Genomic DNA, 20,434 nt, shown 5'->3' on the forward strand with positions numbered 1-20,434 from the left:
GGCTCAACAGTTTTTTTGTATTTCTATAAAAATTTATAATTTTTATTAGTGTCTACCTTGATATCTGCTTCAGTTAGATATTCTGTAAACATTTGAACGTAATCTTTATCCAAAGTGAACTCGATCTTGTCCATAGAATATTCTGGATAAAATCCTCCACCCATTGCACGATAATTATTAACCGCTAGATGGTAAATTTTATCGTCATCGATTTCTTGGCCATTTAAAGTCAAACTGATCAATCGCTCACCAACTGGCTTAGAAATATCAGCTTCGTAGTTAACTGGATAAAATACATCAAAATGATAGAGTTGAGGTTTTGGCTTAATCCATCTATCAAGGAAAGTAATGTTGCCAGCTTCATCTTCTTGCAAAAAGCTCAAACTATGTTCGATAATATTGCGTAATTCTTTTCCAGTTAGCTTTACTCGGCAAAGTTGGTTTGCATATGGATAATTCAAAATTACATCTCTTAAAGTTACTTGCTTGCCAAAGCCTTTGGCCTTTTCGCTCATGACAGCTGTAGCTGAAACATCTGCCTTAGTAAACCACATTTGCATCTGCTGCAAAAGATTGATGAAAGGTGCACCTTCAAGTCTCCCCTTCATCGCATTCTCGATTGGAGCTGGTTCGTTGATTGTAGCAATTGGTTGGTCTAGCCAGGCTTGAGTGCGGCGATCTAGATCAGAAACTAAAGATACCATCTTAGGATCTGGCTGGTAATCTTTAGTATCAATCAAACTAGTGGTCAAATTAGTTATCTTCTTAGTTTGATCATCAATTTCAACTTCAATCTTTGCAACTGCTTCTCCACGATAACCTGGTTGAACCAAGGCAGTATTATCTACTACCATGTTAAGGCGACGATGTTGGTGACCGGTCAACATCAGATCAACTTCTGGAATTTTAGTTAAAATCTTGTAGCCTTCGTTTTCGCCGCGGTGTGGTTCTGTTGCTTCGCCTGTTTGAGGATCACTTTCAAATCCACCGTGGTACATAACTGCCAAAATATCCACCTGAGGACGCAAGATTTTAGCATAGTGCTTAATTTGTTCATAGGCTGACTTAAAGCTTAAGCCTTGAATATGATCCTTAGATTCCCAATGAGGGATGTATTGAGTCGCTATTCCAAGCAGACCGATTTTAATTCCGTTTCGTTCAATAATCTCATACTCTTTGCCAAAAGCTGGAGTTGAAGTTTCAGCATCCAAAATATTATCGTTGATAATTGGTGCTTTGTTATTATCGACGTAATATGCCAAATAGTCCAAACCAAAATTAAAATCGTGATTACCCAAACAACGCGCATCATAGCCGATTAAGTTATAAGCTTGGGTAAAAACATCTAAGTCTGCCATATTCTCAGTTGAATGTGCATATGAGGCTAAAGGTGAGCCTTGTAGGCAATCTCCAGCATCAGTTACGATAACATTTTCTGCCCCATATTTTTCCCGCTCAGCCTTAATTACTGCACTGACTCTGCTCAAACCAATTGGTGAAGTGTAGTCTCCAGCAGTCTGGTAATCTGTTGGCAACAAAAAGCCATGTGTATCACTTGAGTGTAAAAAAATTAATTTCATAAGTCTTCTCCAAAAAAGAAATAAAAAAAGACACCCAATCAAAAGGTGCCTTTCTATTAGTTATTGTCAGCTGAGTTGCTTTCGTTAGCAACTTGACGACCCTTGTAGTAACCCTTAGGTGAAACGCGGTGACTCAAACGGTATTCACCAGTAGTTGCATCATAGTGCATAGCTGGCACAGTCAACTTAATGTGGCCACGACGTGAACGTTTCTTTTGCTTAGAAGTATGTCTTGCAGGAACTGCCATTTATTATGATCTCCTTTATTGTAGTCTTAAGCATCAAGTACCCAAAATAGAAACTTGATTCACTCATATGGTATTTATCATACTATTGATGAGGCCATAAATCAAGATATTAATTTTTCTTAATTTGTTTATCTTGTCCCAAAAACCATCCAATCACTACTCCAATAATGATCATCACAACCAAAACTATCACTAAAGGTAGTTTTAATTGGAACAAACCAAAGTTAATAGCGACTGGATGAGTATTCAAAACAACAAATATTACGGCCAATAAAATCAATACTAAACTTATAACTAATTTTGTTTGTCGTTTTTTATTCTCATCCATCTTAGATTACTTTCTAGAGGCAAATTCTAATGATAAAAAATCACCAACAGTTGGGAACAATGCATATAGCTTTGAAGCAACAGCCAAGCTAACTGGCAAGTTTAATTCTCGCTTGTTGCTACCGAAATAATGTACTACTTGCCATGCTACATCGTCTGGGTCCAACATAAATGCCTGTACATTTTCAACATATTTCCCACTCTTATCTGCAGTGTTAAAGAAATTAGTGTAAACTGGGCCTGGATTTACAGTCATAACTTTAACATTGAATGGCTTAAGCTCTAATCTCAAAACATTTGAAAACTGAATAACCGCCGCTTTAGAAGCGCTGTAGGCAGCTGATTTGGTAGTCGGAACCTTGCCAGCAATCGATCCAAAGTTGACGATCTGGCCTTGTTTTTGGTCGATCATTACGCGTCCGATCAATCTGGTGAAATACATCAAGCCAAGGACATTTACTTGGAACATGCTTGTTACATCTTGAGTGCTACTTTCCATAAAGGTTTCAAACTTACCAAAGCCTGCACAGTTAACCAAGTAATCAATGTGATCTACTTTAGCAATTAAATTCTTAAAGCTTGCTTCGATCTCATCAGCTTTACCCATATCTGTTGGCAAGACGATTGCCTCAGTTCCGGATAATTCTCTTGCTTCTGCAGCGATTTCAGTCAATTTGTCGACATTTCTAGCCATCAAAACAACTGTTGCGCCCCGTCCAGCACTCTCCAATACGATGGATCTACCAATACCACTAGAAGCGCCTGTTACAACAACAACTTTATTTCTTAGTGAGTCACTCATTTTTCTGATCCTTTCATCGGAATTACCATGTAATCAAAATCATTAGCAAGACGAGTATTCTCAAATACTTTTTGTGCTTGCCTCTCCAATTTCTTAGCATCATTGCCCAAATATCTTGCAGAAATATGATCTAAATAGAGCATCCCCACTCCATTGTCTCTAGCGACTGTTGCTGCTTGAACACAAGTAGAGTGATAGTAAGAATAAGCCAATTTAGCTTCATTGCCGCCAAAAGTTGATTCATGAACCAATACATCAGCATTTTTAGATAATTCAGCAATAGCGGGAGTGGATCTTGTATCGTAGATAATAGATACAATTCTTCCTGGTCTTTCTGGTCCTAAGAAATCCTTTCCATCTATTATATTACCATCTTCTAGCTCAACCTTCTCACCAGCTTTTAATTTTCCATAAATTGGACCATTAGGGATGTGATACTGAGCTAATTTATCGACTAGCAATTCACCTGGACGCGACTCTTCTTCGACTCTAAAACCGTAACTTGCTACTCGGTGATCTAGCTTCTTGGTGTAGACTTTGAAACCTTGACCTTTATAAATTAAAGCATCTCCAGTTAACTCTATAAACTTAATCGGATATGAAACCTTGGTTTTTGAGACTTTTAAGGCAGTTCGAACATATTGTTCTAAACCAGCTGGTCCATAAATTGTAATTGGACCAACATCGCCTTGAAAAGATCTAGTTGCCAATAATCCTGGTAAGCCAAAAATATGGTCGCCGTGATTGTGCGAAACGAAAATCTTGGTAACTTTACGCAATCTAATGTTGGTTCTCAAAATTTGATGCTGTGTAGCTTCGCCTACATCAAATAACCAGATCTCATTCAATTCATCTAATAATTTGAGAGCCAAACTTGCGACATTGCGCTGCTTTGAAGGTTGTCCAGCCCCTGTTCCTAAAAATTGTATTTCCATTTAATATCCATTCTAAAAATTCAGTTTCTTAATAATTGAATTTACAATATAAGTACTATAGAACTTCGATCCTTGAACTGTAGGGTGAGTTTTATCCTGGTAGAACCACTTAGGATGACTTGCAGAATAGTCATACCAATCGATAATCGTTAAGTTCTTGTACTTCTTTCCAGCTTGCGCTAATAAACTATTTACCTGACCTTGCCATGGACGTGTAGGAACGTGAGTATTAATCCAAAAGACATGTCGATTTGGACCAACAATTTGCATTAAATGATCCACATCACTCATTGGGAAAGGACCGTTTGTTCCTAAGCCAATTAACACGTTATTAGCCAAAACGCCTTGATTTGCATAACTAGTCAACAAGCCAAAAGCAACATTTACTTGTCTAGATACCGCTGCATCAATAATTGATTTAGGCATCAAGGTCTTCAAATTGTCACTAGAGCCTGCCATCACCGAATCACCAATTGCCGTAATCTGCAAGTTTTTGGCTAATTGCAAGTTCACTTGCGAAATTCCATACTTTTCAAAATCCTGATTTATTGGATTCTTCTTAGCAGCTATTTTAGCTTGTTTCAAAACCTCGCTAGCTGGTTCAGCCTGCTTCTTTTTCTTCTTTTCTTTCTTTAAGTGGTCAATGATCTTCTTGTTATCTGCAGCTTGCTTCTTTGAATTTGCTTTAATTCTTTGTGCTAGTTGAGATTTATTAAAGTCCTCACCTTTAACGTGTGGAGATACGCCAATTCCGATACTTCCGACGATAATAATCAATGTAGCAAAGATAAATGGGATTTTTTTCGTTAATCGAACTTCTCTATTTAAAATAGTCTGCTTGAAATATGCTTTAGCTTGCTTGAAAGTGAGTTTAGCAAACGGCTTTTCAATCATACGATAAGTAAACTCACTTAAGAATATGATCATAGCCAATTCAATTACGCGGTAAAGCACAGGATGATCGGCAATATTTTGAAATTTATCTTCAAAAAAGATCATAACTGGGAATTGATACAAATAAATCCCATAGCTTCTTGACCCAATCCAATTGAAAACTGGATTGGTCAACCATCTATTCCAATGACTACCTGGATGAGCAATTACTCCGACTAAAACTGTAACCAAAACTGTAAAAATAAACATTCCGCCTAAGTAAGGCAAGGCAGTTTCAGCATTCATGGCTTTAGTGAAGAATAAGCTCATCATCCCTACAAAAGCAATTAAGCCAGTAACATCAAGAATTAGCGAACTTTTTGCATCGACATCTGTTCTCAATTCTTCAATTGGCCAAAGAACTGCTAGAAGCGCTCCTAAACCTAAAGCAAAGAATCTTGTATCTGTTCCATAATAAATTCGATTGATATCAGCTTTGCTTACGAACAATACTGCCATTTCTATCGCCGACAATATGGTTAAAGTCGAGAATACTCCGACGATAATCTTTTTGCTTTTGGCATACTTATACAAAAGAAAAAGTACAATTGGCCAAAAGATATAAAATTGACCTTCTAAAGACATGGTCCAAAGATGAGTAAACGGTGACTGATTAGCAGCAAATCTTTCAAAATAGCTTTGGCCATTATGAATCTGCCAAATATTGTAAACATTCAGCAAATTGCTTGTAACGATTTGATTTAGCTTTGGCAATAAATTGCGCTGAAAAAGCAAAATCCAACTAGAAGACAGCCATAAAACTGTAATCAATTGCGGGTATAGTCTTTTCAATCTAGACAAATAAAAGCGTTTAAAATTATAGCTATTGGTTTCTCGTAATGATCTAAAGACATGGTCTGTAATCAAATATCCAGTCAACACAAAAAAAATCGGTACACCCAGATATCCTCCAACAAAAATATTAGGATCAAGGTGATATAAAATCACCCCTATCACAGCTAACGCTCTTAGTCCTGAATACCCAGTTATAAACCGATTCTTTTTCATTTTATCTATTCCCTTTATCTTTTTTTATTGTACAAATTCAAAGTTAAAGTCGCCAATGTAGACATCATCGCCATCTACTGCGCCCTTTTCTCTTAATGCGTCATCAACACCTAAGTTCTTAAGCTTTCTAGCTAATAGCATAATACCATCTTGGTGGTCAAGGTTAGTTCTTTGAACCAATCTTTCCAATCCTTCGCCATGAATCTCATATTCATGTTCACTAAGTTTCTCGATGGTAAATTCACTAGCCTTTGGAGCCTTGTTAAAGGTGTATTCCTTAACTTCATCTTGAACTTGTTCTTCTGTCTCTGCAGCTTCTGCTTTAACCTCATCTAATAGATCTGCAGCCATCAACATTAATTTATCAACGCCTTGGTGAGTAACACTTGAAATCGCCAAAATTGGTTCTTCAACTCCTTGCTCTTCAAGTGCTTGTTTAAATTCTGCCAATTTTTCGTCTGAACCCGGAATATCCATTTGAGTTGCAACGATAATTTCGCGTTTAGTTGACAAATCCGTTGTGTAACTAGCAAGTTCCTTCTTGATTGTGTTGTAGTCTTCAATTGCTACTCGTTCATTGCTTGGATCCATTGAAACAAGGTGCAAAATTACCTTTGTCCGTTCAATGTGACGCAAGAATTGAATACCTAATCCAACGCCTTGACTCGCCCCTTCAATCAAGCCTGGCAAGTCAGCCATTGAGAAGTCACGACCATCTGGCAAAACAACCATACCCAAATTAGGAGTCAAAGTTGTAAATGAATAAGCCGCAATCTTTGGCTTAGCCTTAGTAACAACAGATAGTAAAGTTGACTTTCCTACAGATGGGAAACCAACCAAACCAACATCAGCTAAAAGTTTTAACTCTAAACGTAAAACTCTATCTTCTCCTGGCTCACCATTTTCGGCAATTTCTGGAGCGGTGTTGACACTGTTAGCAAAGTGAATATTGCCTCTTCCTCCGCGGCCACCCTTTGCAACCACTAATTCTTGACCATTTTCAACTAAGTCACCAATTAGTTCATTAGTATTAAAATCATAAACTACTGTGCCAACAGGAACCTTCAAATAAAGATCCTTGGCACCACGTCCGTATTGTGACTTAATTCTACCGTTTTCGCCGTTTTCGGCTTTAAACTTTCTACGATAACGGAAATCCATCAAGGTTCTCAATCCGTTATCCGCAACAAAGATGATGCTTCCTCCGCGGCCACCATCACCACCAGCAGGTCCTCCATTAGGAACATACTTTTCATGGCGAAAGGCAACCATACCATCTCCGCCCTTACCTGCTTGTACTTCGATTTTAGTTTGATCCACAAATGTTGGCATGAAATACGCTACCTCCGTCTATATAACTATATAATAATATCACATGTTGTTAATCTTTTTTAGATTTTAGTTAAAACTACAGACTTAATTTTATTGATTGTGCCTGGGTCAATGATAACCCAGCTGCTCTAAGTTCATCAATAGACGCTTCCTTTATTTTTTTCAAAGAACCGAATTCTCGCAATAACTTATTACGCGTCTTTGGACCAATTCCTTTAATTGAATCCAGTTTACTTGATAAAGCATTCTTAGCGTGGGTTTTACGGTGAAAAGTTATTGCAAAGCGGTGAACTTCATCTTGAATTCTTGTCATCAAGTAAAAGCCCTGAGACTTAGGATCTAGCGGAATCAGTTTTAGTGGAACGCCATTAATAGGATCTCCAAATAGCAAGTGATTAGTTCGGTGTTTGTCATCCTTAACCATCCCTGCCACTGGAATATTTAAATTCAATTCGTTTCTTAAAACGTCTTCGCAGGCATCAATTTGAATTTGTCCACCATCCATCAAGATTAAATCCGGCATTTTTTTATGCTCTTTTAGAAGTCTACTATAGCGTCTACGAACTACTTCCCGCGTATTCTTAACTTCATCTCCACCTTTTTGGTGTTCAACTTCGCCTTTAAGCTTGTACTTGCGGTAAGCCGTCTTATCGGGTTCTCCATCTTTAAACACTACCAAAGCTGAAACTGGGTCAGCACCTTGAATGTGCGAGTGGTCAAAACTTTCAATAATATGTCCATATGGTAAGCCAAGTGCATCAAAAATTTCTTTTTGCGCACCCTTGGTCTTTCTATTTCCTAGTTCAAGCAAGCGGAACTTGTCATCTAATTTCAACTTAGCATTTTCTTTAGCCATATCAAGCAAAGATTTCTTTGTGCCCCGCTGAGGAGTTCTAACTGGAACCTTCAATATTTCTGCTAAACTGGCGTTATCTAGACCTTTAGGTACTAGAACTTCTTTAGGCATAATACGATTTTTTTGATTGTAAAATTGCACTATAAATGAAGCAAATTCATCTTCTGGGTCGGTCACATCAGTCAGAGGAAACATCCGAGTTTCTCTTCTAAGCAGCTTAGCCTGACGAATGAAAAATATTTGAACTGACAGCCATGATTTATCAACGTAGAAGTTGAAAATATCTCTTTGAGTATGGTCATTTGAGATAATCTTTTGCTTTTCAACTGTTTCTTCAATGTATTTCAGTTGATCGCGAATTTCAGCTGCTCTTTCAAATTCCAAGTTTTCAGAGGCTTGTTCCATTTGCTTGGTCAAATTAGCCTTAACTTTAGAAATATCGCCATTCAAAAAGCTCTTTATTTTTTTGATTTGCTGATCGTATTCTGCCTCGTCAACCGTTTTAAAGCATGCCCCCAGGCACTGTCCCATATGGTAATACAAGCAAGGTCTACCCTGGAAACCATTGCATCTTCTTAAAGGAAAAACTTTTTGAATAAATTTCAAGGTTGCTTGTGCCGCATAGACATTAGGATATGGGCCAAAGTAATAGCCCTTATCTTTTCTGACAACACTAGTCAATTTTGTTTGTGGATCACGTTCGTTGGTTATTTCAATATAAGGATATCCAGTTCCTTGCTTTAATTGGACATTGTAATATGGTTGATATTTCTTGATTAGAGTTATTTCTAATAGAAAAGCTTCTTTATCTGTTGAGACGGTAATAATGTCATAGTCCCTAATTTCTTCAACTAGCTCTGCTCTTCTTCCAACCTGTTTGCTTTTAAAATAAGATCTAACTCGATTTTTTAGATTTTTTGACTTTCCGACATAAATTACTGTTCCAGTGATGTCCTTCATTAAATAGCAACCTGGCTTTTCAGGTAATAATTTTAGCTTATTTTCAATATACTCAGTTGCCAAAAAAACACTCCTTAGTTTTTCAATTTTCAAGTTAAATTATAATCGATAATAAGTAAAGTTTTTCTTATAATGCTTGTCTTTTTGAGACTTACTTGATATCATCCAAAAATAAAACACTATACAAAGGAACATTGATATGATAAGTTGGATAATTCATTTTATTAATCAGTTTGGTTACCTGGCTGTTATTCTTTTGATTGCCTTAGAAGGCATCATACCACCTATTCCCTCAGAAGTAATTCTTGCCTTCAGTGGTTTTTTATCAACTCAAAGCAAGTTAAATCTTCCTATGCTAGTTATTAGTTCAACTATTGGTTCTTTAGTTGGAGCATTAGTACTTTATCTAATTGGCTATCTTTTAAATGAACAAGTCTTAGAGAAGCTAGTTAGCCTGCCATTTTTTAAAAAACTAGGCTTCAAAAAAGGCGATGTGTCTAAAGCAATCGCTTGGTTTGATCGTTACGGCACAAAGAGCATCTTTTTTGGACGTTTCATCCCGATTGTGCGCAGCTTAATTTCAATCCCAGCTGGTACAGCCAAAGTCTCTATGATCAAGTTTCTTGCACTCACATTTTGGGGAAGTCTTATTTGGAATTCAATTATTTTATACTTAGGTCAACTTGCCGGCGAAAATTGGGGACTAATCGTCACAATTATCGATGATTATGCAATTGTTGCTTTAATTATCTTTATTGTACTCTTTGCCTACCTTGTTTATAAATGGTATCAAAAGAGAATCAAAAATTAAGTTTACATAATTATTTATATGACTAATCAATAAATTTATTCAAAGCAACTGCAACACCGTCGTGATCGCAATCTGCACTGACATAATCTGCTCCAGCCTTAGTAATTTCGACTGCATTACCCATGGCAACGCCAACTCCAGCGTACTCAATCATTGACAAGTCATTAGCTTGATCTCCGATAGCCATCACCTGATCGGATGATAAATTCAAATGTTCAGTCAATGTTTTAAGTGCAAAGCCTTTATTGATTCCAGCAGCCGTTGCTTCATAGTAAAAGGGTTCAGTTTTAGATAAGTTCACTTGCCCCTGCATCGCTTTTAACAATGGACTTTGAATTTGCTCATCTAGATACTCTTCTTGATCGATATACATCGCCTTGATAATCTTGATATTTTTCATCTCGGCTGGTGTTCGATATGATATACCCAAATTTACAATCCGAGAATTATATAAGGTATATGGAGCAATATCTTTTTCTGCTGTGTAAATTCTATCTAAGCCAACAGCATGAAAATGTAAATTCAATTTTCGAGCAATTGCCTCTAAATCAACATAGTCTGTATAATTTAAGCCTTTTTGAAAAATTACTTCTCCAGCAGTAGTCTCCACTGCTGCCCCATTGAAGCTAATTACGTATTCATCAGCAGCATTGTCTAAATTCAACTCTTTTAAGTATTTTTTGGCACCAGATAAGGGACGTCCTGTTGTAATAACAACTTTGACTCCCTTTTGCCGGCTAGCTTGAATTGCCTCTCTGACGGCTGCTGTTATTTCTTTTTGTGAATTAACTAATGTTCCATCTATATCGATGGCTACTAGTTTAATCTTACTCATTAAAATCTCTTCCTAATCAAATTCAAAAGCTTTTCTGCTACTTGTTTTTTGGTCATTTTTGGCCACTTTTCAGGCTGCTTATTCTGAGCCAAAATAGTGACTTGATCTTCATCTGAGCCAAATACATTTTGCGAAACATCATTAGCTACAATATAGTCTGCGCCTTTTTGTTCCAATTTTCTTTGCGCATTCTCTAATAGCTCTGTTGTCTCTGCTGCAAAGCCGATGACAAGCTGGTCAGCTCTTTTAGCGTGGGCTAATGTTTTTAAAATATCGATATTTTTGACAAAAGTGAGCTGAAGTTCTGCTTGATCAGCTTGCTTTTTCAATTTATTTTTGGCAACAGTTTTTGCTCGCCAATCGCCTACAGCTGCAGCCATGATCAAGACATCTGCATCATTAAAATTTGTAGCAATAGCCTCATACATATCCTGAGCGGATTTTACTGCAATCGTGTTAATACCGTCTGGTAAAGCAGCTTGAATATTTCCGTAAACTAAAGTTACATCGGCTCCTGCATCTCTGGCAGCCTTGGCAATTTCTATTCCCATCTTGCCACTTGAATGATTGCTGATATATCTAACTGGGTCGATGCTCTCAATTGTTCCACCGGCTGAAACAATAATTTTTTTGCCTTGCAATCTCTTATTAGCTGTAAGATATTTTTCCTCCAACCAAGAAAAAATTTGATCTGGCTCTGGCATTCTTCCCTTAGCCTGGTAACCTTCTGCTAATAAGCCAACTACAGGTTCCATGATCGCAATGCCATCTTTTTTTAATAGCGATAGATTTCTTTGCGTAGCTGGATTGGACCACATCTGATCATTCATTGCTGGAACAACAGCCTTCGGTGCTGCTGTTGCTAGGATCGTTGTGCTAGCTGCATCATCAGCAATCCCGTTTGCCATTTTAGCCAAAAAATTAGCACTAGCGGGTACAACAATAGCTAGCTGTGTCCATCTAGCTAGCTCAATATGTGGAATAGTAGCTTCATGCTCTTTTGTCCATAAGTCATCTAGAACTGGTTGCTTGGTCAAAGCAGCCAAAGTATTGCTGCTGACAAAGCGCTCAGCATTTTTTGTCATAACAACTCGAAGTTTATGGCCTGCTTTTTGAAGATGACGCACTACTTCCACTGCCTTGTAGACAGCTATTCCACCGGTCATATATACAGTTATTTTCATATTTCACCTCAATCACGCTTAATACCTAAATAATACTACTATTCAAGCAATAAATATATTTAATTGACAGTCACTTCGTGTGATAATCATGTTTACATATGCGTGTATATTTGCTATTGTTTATCTTAAATGATTTTCATAACGATAAGTATAGAAATTAGATGATAAAATGACCAAAAGCAAATATCTTATTATAGCAGAAAAAATCAGGGAGAAAATTCAACAGGGTGTTTATCAGCCTAACACCATACTACCTGATCAAGAAACTTTAGCTCAAGAAATGAATGTTAGCAGACTTACCGTAAAGAAGGCCTTAGATGGTTTAGAACGACAAGGAATCGTTTATAAGCAATCCGGACTTGGAACCTTTGTTGCTGGTGACACACCAATTAAGGATGAAATAGATGCTCCATCAAACTTTTTCACTGGATTAGGTAACGAGTTAGGAAAAGATCGAATCAAAAGCAAAGTTTTAAACTTCACAGTGGAGTTCCCTGATCAAGCCATTCAAAAAAATCTTTCCCTAAAGAAAAACGAACCAGTATATAATATCACTCGCCTTCGCTTGCTTGATGATGAACCATATATTTTAGAATATACATTTATGCCGGTTAAACTAGTGCCAGACTTAGATGAAAAAGTCCTACATGATTCCATCTATAATTATATTCACCATAAATTGCATCTGAAGTTTGGTCGAGCTTATCGTAAAATTAAAGCTGTCCGATCTGAAGAAAATGACTTGCTCTACTTGCAAGCAGATAAAAATGACCCTTTGCTTGAACTAGAACAAATAGTTTGGCTGACTAATGGTCAACCAATTGAATATTCTCGAAGCAGAAGTCGATTTGATAGACGTGCTTACACGGTAGTAGAAAACAATCGTTTCTAACACAAAAAGAGGTTGACAACCTGGACTGGGTTATCAACCTCTTTTAAATTTATCAAATTTGATTATTCTAATTACTTAGCACTTGCATCTGCTTTTTCTTTAGCTAACAAAACATTGTCGTAGTGCTTAATAAATGGATACCAAACTAAGAATGCAACAATTGCACAAACGATAGATAATACCGCACCTTGCCAACTAGTAGTTGCAAGGAAACCACTAAGTCCAACTGGTGTTGGCCATGGTTGTTGAACAATAATCTTTGGTACAAGGTGTGATGAAACTGCAAGGTAACCTACGATACCTGAAGCAAGAGGTGCACAGATAAATGGAATCATCAAGTTAACGTTATAAACAATTGGCAAACCAAACAAGATTGGTTCGTTAATGTTGAAGATGGCAGGTACAAGTTCTACCTTACCAATTTCTTTCAATTGACTTGAACGTGCACGGAATGCTAACCAGATAGCCATACCTAAAGTAGCACCAGAACCACCAATGATAACGAATGAGTTCATCGGGTCACCTGCGAAGAAGTGAGAAGCACCCTTTACGTTTTCAGCCATGTTAGCCAAAACAATAGGTGTGTAGAAGGCACTCATGATAGTTGCACCGTGAATACCAAACCACCATAAGAAGTGGATAAGGAAGACAATAATCAAGAATCCCCACCAAGTATCAGCAATGTTGCTGATGAATGAGAATGGAATAAACAATACCTTGAAAATATCAGTTCCAGATAGAACTAAAACAGTGTTAATAATAGTTACAACGATCGCAACGCAGAAACCTGGAATCAATGAACTAAATGAGTTAGAAACACCTGCTGGAACAGAAGCTGGCATCTTGATTCTCCAGTTATGCTTGACAGTGTAGCGGTAAATTTGAACCGTAAGCCATGCCATAACCAAACCAGTAAAGATACCTACTGAACCTAATCTAGTAACACCACCAGCACTTGCTTCAATACCACCGATGATGTTTTGTGACTTGCTGATCTTTTCAACAAATCCAACAACGCCATCCTTCAAAACTAATTGTGGAACAGTAATGAAGAAGGCAATCAAGAACATCATCAAACCGTTCAACGGTACCATATCAAGCTTTTCTTCTTGACGGTAAATGTTGGTATATGAATAAGCAAATGTACCTGCAAAAACAAGTGACAAGATACCCATTGTAGAGTTGTATACTACTTGGAACAAATTAGCAAATCTGCCAAGGGTATTTGCATAAAAGTCTGCAAATCCTGGAATTGGAAATGCTTGAGGCAATACCATCAAAATTAGGAAAAATGCCCCAATAATTGAGAATGAAATAACACTATATCCCGCGTCCATAACTGCTCTAACAAATCGTGAGCTAGCAAATTTACCAGCGCCAGCTGCAAATCTTTCTTTGAAAGAGCCAGAGTTTGATCCTGCCATAATACTTCTCCCCTCGATATTAAAAAGCTTTATCAAATCTGAACATTTTATAATATATTTTGCGTTTTATCGCTTTAAAATATATCCTTTAGTAACTATTGCCGATTTTTCTTAAAAGTATTGATTACAGAAGTGTATCTATCAGTACCATTAATAATCTTGTTAATCTTAAGTTCTGAAACTACACATAAGAGAACTCCAATCAACAAAATACCAGCAATAAGCAATGTTGAATTGCCATCCTTAGCAAATGGAAATAAGCTTGACCTAAATGGCGTTAATAAGACGACAAGTAAAAGAAGATTCATTGATAATTGCAGCCAGAGAAATTTTCTAGTCAAAGGCACATCTGCCTTTCGACTATGCATTTTAGATAACTGTTCAATTCCTACCACAACAGTACCTATAAACATTCCTGCTGATAAAATCAAGCCAACTAGCTGTTGGTAATTAATACAAAGTATCATCCAAAATAGATTGGCAAACAGAAATATTGAAGCGATATATCTAATCATCAAATATCTACTGAAATATAGATACTTTATACTATCTTCATGCTTTACTTTTTCAACATCTCGATCATATTTAGGGTGTCTTCTCATCAAAACACTCCTTTGCAATCAAAAGATAATCAGACCTACTGATAAGATTTAGTTATCTTTCTTTAATGAGCCACTTTCGTACAACTTTTCGTACAAGTCAACCATTTCACCAGCTAAGTCTCTAAAAGTAATAGCGTTCATCAAATGGTCTTGTGAGTGAACTACTAACAATGAAACAGGCATGTGGTCGCCTTGAGCTTCCTTAGTAAGCATTCCTGTTTGTGAGTTGTGGGCTTCAAGCAATGACTTGTCTGATTCTGCCAACTTTTCGCGTGCACCTTCAATGTCGCCAGCCTTAGCTTTTCTGATTGCTTCAAATGCTAGTGACTTAGCGTTGCCACCGTTGGCAATAAGGCCCATAGCGGCCATCAATGCTTCTTGTTCTTTTTCTTCAGTCGTTTGTGCCATATTAATACTCTTTCTAAATTATTCGCCCATCAATTCTTCAGCTTGTGCAAGAACCTTTTCGCCATTCATCATGCCGTAAGCTTGCATATCAATAACGCCCAAAGGAACATCCTTGCCACCTTCGCCTTTGCCCTTAACCTTGCCTTCAAAGTCACCCTTCATGTAACTTACTTGAGGCCCAAGCAATACTACGTCGATGCCGCCCTTTTCTAAGTGTTGGTCAGCTTCTGATGCAGGGCAAGCAAAGATTTCTCTATCTAAGCCTTGAGCTTCAGCAGCTTGTTGCATCTTAGTAACAAGTAATGAAGTGCTCATACCAGCAGCACAGTTTAACATAATAGTCTTCTTAGCCATAATAAATGCCTCCATAAATTCAAATCCCTTGATAGGGCTTTCTCTTGTTTACGGTTTTATTATAAACCGCTTACATTTGTTTGTAAACATTTTTTTGAACATGCGGTAAATAAAGTATATACTTTTTTGCAGCTGATATCTGATATCGTTGTCAGCGCTTTATTTATCGGCCTTTTGTTGTACAATATTTTTGTACATATGTTTACATACCGCATATGCTATGGAGGAAAACGAGTAAAAATGAGTAAGTATAAAGATATTGCCGATGATATTGAGAATAAAATCCACTCTCACTTTTATTCTGAGCAATTGCCCGACCAACATGAACTTGCAGAGATATATGCTACTAGCCGGGTAACTATTGTTCGTGCTTTAAAATTATTATCTAAACGAAATTTAGTTAAAACTGTCAAAGGACATGGAACTTTTATAGTTTCTAAGACCTTGCCTGATGTATTTTTGAACTTCGATGCCACTGACAATAAGGGATATTCACATTCGCTACAAGGCAAGCTTGATGTCTCAAATAAATTGATTTCTTATAAGATGCGCATGCCTTCAAATACAGAAGTAGATTCATTGCAAATCGAAGCACATGACCTTGTATATGATATTTGCCGCATGCATGCAGTCAATCAAAAAGAAATAAATTTAGAATACATTATTATTCCAGTAAATCGCATCCCTGGATTAACTGAAAAAGTGGCCGCCCAGTCTATCTATGCCCATGTAAAAAATGATTTAAAATTTGGAATTGGAAAATCCTCATGTATTGTTACTGCACAAAAAGCTGACAGTTATGATATCCGCTATTTAAATTGTCAGGCAGATGATCCAATCTTGTGTCTTCACCAAAAGAATTTTCTCGTTGATGGACGTCCATTTGAACTAAGCGAATCCCACATTAGATTCGATCGTGGCTCTGTCAGTTTTGAAAATGATCCTCTTGTCAATCAATACCCTCTTGATTACGAACCATAAAAAAAGTATAATTCGTATGTAAACGATTTCATTTACATACGAAAGAGAGGTTATTGTAAATATGTTTTCAGCAAAGATGCCTAAAGGTTTCCTATGGGGTGGCGCTGTAGCTGCTCACCAATTAGAGGGCGCATGGAATGAAGATGGCAAAGGTATGTCAGTTGCCGATGTTATGACTGTTGGTTCAGCAACTCAACCTAGAGAAATCACTGATGGAGTAATTCCTGGCAAGAACTACCCTAACCACTCTGCTATTGACTTCTATCACCATTATGAAGAAGATATCAAATTAATGGCTGAAATGGGCTTCAAGGCTTTTAGAACTTCAATTGCCTGGACTAGAATTTTCCCTAAAGGTGATGAAACCGAACCTAACGAAGCTGGTTTGGAATTTTACGATCGCTTATTTGAAACTTGCCACAAGTATGGTATCGAACCAGTTATCACACTCTCACACTTTGAAATTCCATTCCATTTGATCAAGGAATATGGTGGTTTTACCAACCGTAAGATGATCGATTACTTTGTAAAATTCGCAGAAGTTTGCTTTAAGCGCTACAAGGATTCTGTTAAATATTGGATGACTTTCAACGAAATTGACAATCAATCAAGTTTTAACAACGACTTCTTAATGGCAACAAACTCAGGTATTCTATTTACGCCAGGTATGACTGACGAAGAAAAAGAAGCTGCCATGTATCAAGCAGCTCACTATGAATTAGTGGCTTCTGCTTTAGCTATTAAGATTGGTCACGAAATTAATCCTGACTTCCAAATTGGTTGTATGATTAACTACTCACCAGTTCGTCCACTTACTCCATCTTCTGATGACGTACTTTTAGCTGATAAGTTTGAACAAAGACGCGATTGGTTCTCAGATGTACACGTATTTGGTGAATATCCTAAGGAAGTTGAAGCATATATCGTAAGAAATGGCTACCGTCCAGACATTACCGACGCTGATCGACAAGCTTTGACTGAAGGTACTGTTGATTATGTTGCCTTCTCATACTACCAAACTACAACTGTATCATCAGAAAACGTAAAACCTGATGAATTGCACGACTTGGCCAAGGCAATTGCTAAAAACCCTACGCTTGAACGTAGCGACTGGGGCTGGGAAATTGATCCTAAGGGCTTGAGAATTGCTTTGAACCACTTAACTGACCGTTACCACAAACCTCTCTTCATAGTTGAAAATGGTCTTGGGGCATACGATAAGGTTGAAGCAGATGGCAGTGTCCACGATGACTACAGAATCGATTACCTACGCAGCCACATTTCTGAAATGGAAAAAGCTGTTTATCTAGATGGCGTTGACTTAATGGGTTACCTTCCATGGGGATGCATTGACTTGGTTTCTGCTGGTACTGGTCAAATGGATAAGCGTTACGGCTTCATTTATGTTGACAAAAACGATGCTGGTGAAGGTACTTTAGCTCGTTCAAAGAAGGATTCCTTCTATTGGTACCAAAAGGTCATCTCATCAAACGGCGAAGATCTTAAATAATAATAATTTTTAAAAAAGAACCCAAATACGGGTTCTTTTTTAGTTTATCTAGTAAAATTTACTTAGTTAGCTGTTTAAAATCAGAAAGGAATATAGCATGAAAGAAATTTATTTTAACCATGATGGAAATGTAGATGATTTCATCTCTTACCTCCTACTTTTGCAAGCACCTGATATTCACCTGCTCGGCGTAGGTACTATTGGAGCAGATGGTTATGTTGAGCCTTCAGTTGAAGCTTGCAGAAAAATGACTGACCGCTTCAACTTGCGCGGTGATGAAATCGAGATTGCTAAGTCCAATTCACGCCCTGTCAACGAATTTCCTAGCGAATGGAGAATGGCTTCATATTCCTTCAACTATTTGCCTATTTTAAATGAATCGGGAAAAGTTACCACCAAACAAGCAAGCTTGCCTGCACACCTAGATTTGATTGATAAATTAAAGAATTCAAGTCAGGCAGTCACTCTAGTTATGACTGGTCCATTGACCGATTTAGCTCGCGCACTTGAAATAGCACCAGAAATTCAAGATAAGATCAAAGAATTATATTGGATGGGTGGTTCATTAGATGGACACGGCAATGTCTTCACTATAACTGCAGACGGCAGCCAAGAATGGAATGCCTTTTGGGATCCTGAAGCGGTCAAAACTGTCTTTGATTCTAAAATCAAAATTACGATGATTGGCCTAGAAAGTTCTGAAGAATTGCCATTGGATGATAAATTTAGAATGCACCTTAGTAGCCTTAGATGCTATCCAGCCTTCGATTTAGCTGGACAAGGATATAGTTTAATTGTTTCTGTTCCAACAGCTGAACTCTTTTTATGGGATGTCTTAACTACCATGTGTGCATTATATCCAGAAATTGCGACGGTTAAAGAAGTTAAAGCTAAAGTCGTGACCGAAGGTCTAGCAGCTGGCAAGACTTATGAAGATGAGGATGGCCGACCACTTACCTTAGTAACTAAGGCCGATAAGGACTTATTCTTTAAGAAGGTCGACGAGCTATTGATGAGAAAATAAGATAATTAAAAAGCCATAGCCAAAAGCTATGGCTTTTAAGTCAAAATGATATGAGGTGAAATTATGGAAATCCTTGACTTGTACGATATCAACCGGCAAAAATTACCCGATCAAACAATGATTCGAGACCAATATCAGCCAAAAGATACCTACAGAATTGCTTGCGGAGTCGTTATTTTTAATTCACAAGGTCAAATGCTAATTCAAAAACGCCATCAAGATAAGATTCTATTTCCAGGTATGTGGGACATTTCTGCTGCTGGATCTGTCATCAGCGGAGAAAGTAGTCAAATGGCTATTGAACGCGAACTCAAAGAAGAATTGGGATTGTCAGTTGATTTTAGCAATACTCGGCCAAAATTAACTACCCACTTTCCAGCAGGATTCTGTGACTTCTACACCCTTGAACTTGATGTAGACCTAGATGAGCTAACTTTGCAAAAAGAAGAAGTAACTGCCGTAAAATGGGCTAGCTTAGCTGAAATAAATCAAATGATCTTTGCTCAAGAATTTATCCCTTACTTCAGCGATTTCATCAATTTAATTGCAGTAATGGCCAAGAAACATGATCTATATTATAGCGAAGACTAAATTGCCTTAGTATAGCGCTTGTACATGATGATTGATATCCAAGCTGAAATAAACGATGGCAAGATAGTTAAGACAATCACATTAGGATCAAGGAAATTCCCCACTCGGATATATTCTCCTAACCCCTTGATGTGCTTTAAATTGCTAAAAATAGCTTGGTAAACTGTTACATAGATCAAAATCCATTGAATGTAGTATTCAATTAAGGTTAAGGTAGTATTTGAAAAGCGAATAACTTTACCAATCAGTCGCATCCCCCAATAAAGCAGGATGCCTGATATCAAAATGAATAAAGCTAGGAGCATAAACAAGTTGCCAAAGTTGATATACTTGTCATTGCTCATCAAAATAAAACTTACTAAAAAGAGCAGGATAAAATTAATGATCGAACAAATAATTTGAACTACAAAGATTATCCCAGCTTTAATCCATTGGTATCTATCTTCTGCCCGAAAAGTAACTATTAATCCTGTGACTATTAAGATTGATAAAAAGATATACGTTAATCGCATTGCTTATCCCACCTAGCAAATATTGCTTTTAGCAATAAAAATTTGACTGATATTTTTATTTCCCTGTACAATAAAGATATAAATTCAGCAATACTCGTATTGTATCACACTGAATAACGAAAGGAAGTTCATTATGGGCTTAACATTTGATAACCCTAACAATTTAGACAAAATGCTCGAAAAGTTCGCAGTTGTTCCTGATCCAAAGAAGTCACCTATGAACAAGCGAAAGGAACAAGAAAAAGCTGAAAAAAAGGATAGCGATCAAAAAAAGTAGCTCTATCCTTCTGCTTAATTCATTAAAGCCACGTCCATATTGAATATG

At 37.3% G+C, this 20,434-nt stretch carries 22 protein-coding genes; 7 read left to right on the plus strand and 15 right to left on the minus strand.

The window, feature by feature from the left end:
• Positions 1 to 23: 23 nt before the first annotated feature.
• The 8 genes from BN53_RS05375 to uvrC all read right to left on the minus strand — a co-directional run bounded on the left by BN53_RS05375 (position 24) and on the right by uvrC (position 9,044).
• Complete coding sequence (locus tag BN53_RS05375) at positions 24 to 1,580, minus strand: bifunctional metallophosphatase/5'-nucleotidase (RefSeq protein WP_009559913.1); 1,557 nt, start codon at positions 1,578 to 1,580, stop codon at positions 24 to 26.
• Positions 1,581 to 1,636: 56 nt separating this feature from the next.
• A complete protein-coding gene (rpmF, locus tag BN53_RS05380; protein ID WP_009559914.1) occupies positions 1,637 to 1,828 on the minus strand; it encodes a 50S ribosomal protein L32 in 192 nt (63 codons plus the stop codon).
• Positions 1,829 to 1,937: 109 nt separating this feature from the next.
• The gene (locus BN53_RS05385) at positions 1,938 to 2,156 is read right to left on the minus strand and encodes a lipopolysaccharide assembly protein LapA domain-containing protein (RefSeq protein WP_009559915.1); all 219 of its coding nucleotides are present in this window, start codon (positions 2,154 to 2,156) and stop codon (positions 1,938 to 1,940) included.
• Positions 2,157 to 2,162: 6 nt separating this feature from the next.
• Positions 2,163 to 2,957, minus strand: a complete 795-nt coding sequence (locus BN53_RS05390) for an SDR family NAD(P)-dependent oxidoreductase (protein WP_009559916.1) — start codon at positions 2,955 to 2,957, stop codon at positions 2,163 to 2,165.
• On the minus strand, positions 2,954 to 3,892 hold the full coding sequence (gene rnz / locus BN53_RS05395; RefSeq protein ID WP_009559917.1) for a ribonuclease Z: 939 nt from the start codon (positions 3,890 to 3,892) through the stop codon (positions 2,954 to 2,956). Before rnz ends, BN53_RS05390 begins: the two co-directional genes overlap by 4 nt.
• Positions 3,893 to 3,904: 12 nt before the next feature.
• Positions 3,905 to 5,833 carry an acyltransferase family protein gene (locus BN53_RS05400; RefSeq protein WP_009559918.1) on the minus strand — a complete coding sequence of 643 codons (1,929 nt, stop codon included), beginning with the start codon at positions 5,831 to 5,833 and terminating at the stop codon, positions 3,905 to 3,907.
• A 24-nt stretch (positions 5,834 to 5,857) separates the two neighbouring features.
• Positions 5,858 to 7,165, minus strand: coding sequence for a GTPase ObgE (gene obgE, locus BN53_RS05405; protein WP_009559919.1), 1,308 nt, complete (start codon positions 7,163 to 7,165; stop codon positions 5,858 to 5,860).
• A gap of 76 nt (positions 7,166 to 7,241) precedes the next feature.
• The gene (gene uvrC, locus BN53_RS05410) at positions 7,242 to 9,044 is read right to left on the minus strand and encodes an excinuclease ABC subunit UvrC (RefSeq protein WP_009559920.1); all 1,803 of its coding nucleotides are present in this window, start codon (positions 9,042 to 9,044) and stop codon (positions 7,242 to 7,244) included.
• A gap of 136 nt (positions 9,045 to 9,180) precedes the next feature.
• Here uvrC and BN53_RS05415 point away from each other — a divergent pair, with 136 nt between their 5' ends.
• Positions 9,181 to 9,792, plus strand: coding sequence for a DedA family protein (locus tag BN53_RS05415; RefSeq protein ID WP_009559921.1), 612 nt, complete (start codon positions 9,181 to 9,183; stop codon positions 9,790 to 9,792).
• 22 nt (positions 9,793 to 9,814) lie between these two features.
• Here BN53_RS05415 and yidA read toward each other — a convergent pair whose 3' ends face one another.
• Positions 9,815 to 10,627, minus strand: coding sequence for a sugar-phosphatase (gene yidA, locus BN53_RS05420; protein ID WP_009559922.1), 813 nt, complete (start codon positions 10,625 to 10,627; stop codon positions 9,815 to 9,817).
• A complete protein-coding gene (gene coaBC / locus BN53_RS05425; protein WP_009559923.1) occupies positions 10,627 to 11,811 on the minus strand; it encodes a bifunctional phosphopantothenoylcysteine decarboxylase/phosphopantothenate--cysteine ligase CoaBC in 1,185 nt (394 codons plus the stop codon). The genes yidA and coaBC overlap by 1 nt, the downstream gene beginning before the upstream one ends.
• 169 nt (positions 11,812 to 11,980) lie before the next feature.
• Between coaBC and BN53_RS05430 the strand changes: the two genes are divergently transcribed.
• Positions 11,981 to 12,703 carry a GntR family transcriptional regulator gene (locus BN53_RS05430; RefSeq protein ID WP_009559924.1) on the plus strand — a complete coding sequence of 241 codons (723 nt, stop codon included), beginning with the start codon at positions 11,981 to 11,983 and terminating at the stop codon, positions 12,701 to 12,703.
• Between the two features lie 71 nt (positions 12,704 to 12,774).
• On the opposite strand, the gene celB is transcribed toward BN53_RS05430, so the two are convergent.
• From celB to BN53_RS05450, 4 genes are all read right to left on the minus strand, one after another.
• A complete protein-coding gene (gene celB, locus BN53_RS05435; protein WP_009559925.1) occupies positions 12,775 to 14,127 on the minus strand; it encodes a PTS cellobiose transporter subunit IIC in 1,353 nt (450 codons plus the stop codon).
• 95 nt (positions 14,128 to 14,222) lie between these two features.
• Positions 14,223 to 14,729, minus strand: a complete 507-nt coding sequence (locus BN53_RS05440) for a hypothetical protein (protein WP_009559926.1) — start codon at positions 14,727 to 14,729, stop codon at positions 14,223 to 14,225.
• A gap of 48 nt (positions 14,730 to 14,777) precedes the next feature.
• Positions 14,778 to 15,137 carry a PTS lactose/cellobiose transporter subunit IIA gene (locus BN53_RS05445; RefSeq protein ID WP_009559927.1) on the minus strand — a complete coding sequence of 120 codons (360 nt, stop codon included), beginning with the start codon at positions 15,135 to 15,137 and terminating at the stop codon, positions 14,778 to 14,780.
• Positions 15,138 to 15,155: 18 nt separating this feature from the next.
• Positions 15,156 to 15,491 carry a PTS sugar transporter subunit IIB gene (locus BN53_RS05450; protein WP_009559928.1) on the minus strand — a complete coding sequence of 112 codons (336 nt, stop codon included), beginning with the start codon at positions 15,489 to 15,491 and terminating at the stop codon, positions 15,156 to 15,158.
• Between the two features lie 240 nt (positions 15,492 to 15,731).
• On the opposite strand from BN53_RS05450, the gene BN53_RS05455 reads away from it, so the two are divergent.
• The 4 genes from BN53_RS05455 (at position 15,732) to BN53_RS05470 (ending at position 19,597) form a co-directional block, all read left to right on the plus strand.
• Complete coding sequence (locus BN53_RS05455; RefSeq protein WP_009559929.1) at positions 15,732 to 16,472, plus strand: GntR family transcriptional regulator; 741 nt, start codon at positions 15,732 to 15,734, stop codon at positions 16,470 to 16,472.
• A 61-nt stretch (positions 16,473 to 16,533) separates the two neighbouring features.
• Positions 16,534 to 17,982: a 6-phospho-beta-glucosidase gene (locus tag BN53_RS05460; protein ID WP_009559930.1), complete on the plus strand. Its 1,449-nt coding sequence runs from the start codon at positions 16,534 to 16,536 to the stop codon at positions 17,980 to 17,982.
• Positions 17,983 to 18,079: 97 nt separating this feature from the next.
• Positions 18,080 to 19,006: a nucleoside hydrolase gene (locus BN53_RS05465; protein ID WP_009559931.1), complete on the plus strand. Its 927-nt coding sequence runs from the start codon at positions 18,080 to 18,082 to the stop codon at positions 19,004 to 19,006.
• 63 nt (positions 19,007 to 19,069) lie between these two features.
• The gene (locus BN53_RS05470; protein ID WP_009559932.1) at positions 19,070 to 19,597 is read left to right on the plus strand and encodes an NUDIX hydrolase; all 528 of its coding nucleotides are present in this window, start codon (positions 19,070 to 19,072) and stop codon (positions 19,595 to 19,597) included.
• Here the strand turns inward: BN53_RS05470 and BN53_RS05475 are convergent.
• Positions 19,594 to 20,109 carry an SA1002 family membrane protein gene (locus BN53_RS05475; RefSeq protein ID WP_009559933.1) on the minus strand — a complete coding sequence of 172 codons (516 nt, stop codon included), beginning with the start codon at positions 20,107 to 20,109 and terminating at the stop codon, positions 19,594 to 19,596. The genes BN53_RS05470 and BN53_RS05475 overlap by 4 nt on opposite strands.
• A 133-nt stretch (positions 20,110 to 20,242) precedes the next feature.
• Here BN53_RS05475 and BN53_RS09760 point away from each other — a divergent pair, with 133 nt between their 5' ends.
• Positions 20,243 to 20,386: an SPJ_0845 family protein gene (locus tag BN53_RS09760; protein ID WP_009559934.1), complete on the plus strand. Its 144-nt coding sequence runs from the start codon at positions 20,243 to 20,245 to the stop codon at positions 20,384 to 20,386.
• The last annotated feature ends 48 nt before the right edge of the window (positions 20,387 to 20,434 follow it).

It is taken from the genome of Lactobacillus pasteurii DSM 23907 = CRBIP 24.76 (assembly GCF_000297025.1).
GTDB classification, from domain to species: Bacteria; Bacillota; Bacilli; order Lactobacillales; family Lactobacillaceae; genus Lactobacillus; species Lactobacillus pasteurii.

What these genes read in the sequence shown, in the direction of transcription:
- BN53_RS05375 (WP_009559913.1), bottom strand. Translation starts at nt 1,580, where the DNA reads ATGAAATTAATTTTTTTACACTCAAGTGATACACATGGCTTTTTGTTG.
- rpmF (WP_009559914.1), bottom strand. Translation starts at nt 1,828, where the DNA reads ATGGCAGTTCCTGCAAGACATACTTCTAAGCAAAAGAAACGTTCACGT.
- BN53_RS05385 (WP_009559915.1), bottom strand. Translation starts at nt 2,156, where the DNA reads ATGGATGAGAATAAAAAACGACAAACAAAATTAGTTATAAGTTTAGTA.
- BN53_RS05390 (WP_009559916.1), bottom strand. Translation starts at nt 2,957, where the DNA reads ATGAGTGACTCACTAAGAAATAAAGTTGTTGTTGTAACAGGCGCTTCT.
- rnz (WP_009559917.1), bottom strand. Translation starts at nt 3,892, where the DNA reads ATGGAAATACAATTTTTAGGAACAGGGGCTGGACAACCTTCAAAGCAG.
- BN53_RS05400 (WP_009559918.1), bottom strand. Translation starts at nt 5,833, where the DNA reads ATGAAAAAGAATCGGTTTATAACTGGGTATTCAGGACTAAGAGCGTTA.
- obgE (WP_009559919.1), bottom strand. Translation starts at nt 7,165, where the DNA reads ATGCCAACATTTGTGGATCAAACTAAAATCGAAGTACAAGCAGGTAAG.
- BN53_RS05415 (WP_009559921.1), top strand. Translation starts at nt 9,181, where the DNA reads ATGATAAGTTGGATAATTCATTTTATTAATCAGTTTGGTTACCTGGCT.
- yidA (WP_009559922.1), bottom strand. Translation starts at nt 10,627, where the DNA reads ATGAGTAAGATTAAACTAGTAGCCATCGATATAGATGGAACATTAGTT.
- coaBC (WP_009559923.1), bottom strand. Translation starts at nt 11,811, where the DNA reads ATGAAAATAACTGTATATATGACCGGTGGAATAGCTGTCTACAAGGCA.
- BN53_RS05430 (WP_009559924.1), top strand. Translation starts at nt 11,981, where the DNA reads ATGACCAAAAGCAAATATCTTATTATAGCAGAAAAAATCAGGGAGAAA.
- celB (WP_009559925.1), bottom strand. Translation starts at nt 14,127, where the DNA reads ATGGCAGGATCAAACTCTGGCTCTTTCAAAGAAAGATTTGCAGCTGGC.
- BN53_RS05440 (WP_009559926.1), bottom strand. Translation starts at nt 14,729, where the DNA reads ATGAGAAGACACCCTAAATATGATCGAGATGTTGAAAAAGTAAAGCAT.
- BN53_RS05445 (WP_009559927.1), bottom strand. Translation starts at nt 15,137, where the DNA reads ATGGCACAAACGACTGAAGAAAAAGAACAAGAAGCATTGATGGCCGCT.
- BN53_RS05450 (WP_009559928.1), bottom strand. Translation starts at nt 15,491, where the DNA reads ATGGCTAAGAAGACTATTATGTTAAACTGTGCTGCTGGTATGAGCACT.
- BN53_RS05455 (WP_009559929.1), top strand. Translation starts at nt 15,732, where the DNA reads ATGAGTAAGTATAAAGATATTGCCGATGATATTGAGAATAAAATCCAC.
- BN53_RS05460 (WP_009559930.1), top strand. Translation starts at nt 16,534, where the DNA reads ATGTTTTCAGCAAAGATGCCTAAAGGTTTCCTATGGGGTGGCGCTGTA.
- BN53_RS05465 (WP_009559931.1), top strand. Translation starts at nt 18,080, where the DNA reads ATGAAAGAAATTTATTTTAACCATGATGGAAATGTAGATGATTTCATC.
- BN53_RS05470 (WP_009559932.1), top strand. Translation starts at nt 19,070, where the DNA reads ATGGAAATCCTTGACTTGTACGATATCAACCGGCAAAAATTACCCGAT.
- BN53_RS05475 (WP_009559933.1), bottom strand. Translation starts at nt 20,109, where the DNA reads ATGCGATTAACGTATATCTTTTTATCAATCTTAATAGTCACAGGATTA.
- BN53_RS09760 (WP_009559934.1), top strand. Translation starts at nt 20,243, where the DNA reads ATGGGCTTAACATTTGATAACCCTAACAATTTAGACAAAATGCTCGAA.